The organism is Lentzea alba (assembly GCF_047445655.1).
GTDB classification, from domain to species: Bacteria; Actinomycetota; Actinomycetes; order Mycobacteriales; family Pseudonocardiaceae; genus Lentzea; species Lentzea alba_A.
Window position 1 is genome coordinate 1 of record NZ_JAJAEG010000107.1, and the last position, 804, is coordinate 804.

The 804-nt window shown below is 70.3% G+C and carries 1 protein-coding gene; it reads left to right on the top strand.

All coding sequences use genetic code 11. From position 1 onward, the window contains the following. Positions 1–12: 12 nt before the first annotated feature. Positions 13–804 (top strand): IS110 family transposase (locus LFM09_RS50100; protein WP_414103735.1); only part of this gene is annotated, 792 nt, incomplete at its 3' end.

The window sequence follows — 804 nt, forward strand, 5'->3', positions numbered from 1 at the left end:
GGGGTGGCCGGGATGGCGCGGTTGCACGCGTTGATCGCCGAGCACACCGGTGACGCCGATCCGGAGGATGTCGAGGTGCGGGTCGGGATCGAGACCGACCATGGCCCGTGGGTGGAGGCGTTGATCGCGGCGGGTTACGCGGTGTTCGCGATCAATCCGATGTCGGTGGCCCGGTTCCGGGACCGGCACCGGGTGTCGGGGGCGAAGAGTGATCCGGCGGACGCGCATGTGCTGGCCGATGTGGTCCGTACCGAGGCTCACCAGCTGCGCACGGTCGCCGGTGACACGGCCGAGGTCGAGGCGATCAAGGCGCTCACGCGGACGCATAAGACGCTGATCTGGGACCGGACCCGGCACGCTCTGCGGTTGCGGCACGCGTTGCGGGAGTACTTCCCGGCCGCGCTGGTGGCGTTCAAGGATCTGGATGCGCCGGACACGCTGGAGCTGCTGGGCCGCGCCCCTGGCCCGGACGCCGCGAAGCGGTTGTCGTTCAAACAGATCCGTGGCGCGTTGCAGCGCGCCCGGCGCCGTGACCTCGATGTCAAGGCGGCCGAGATCCAGGCCGCGTTGCGCACCGAGCATCTCGGCCAGCCGCCGGTGGTGACCGCCGCCTACGCGGCGACCACTCGCGCCACGCTCGCGGTCCTGGCGGTGCTCAACGAGCAGGTCCACGAGCTGGAAGGCGAGGTCGAGGCCCATTTTGGCCGGCACCCGGACGCTGAGATCGTGCTGTCCCAGCCGGGAATGGGACACATGCTCGGTGCTCGGGTGCTCGCCGAGTTCGGAGACGACCACGCCCGCTAC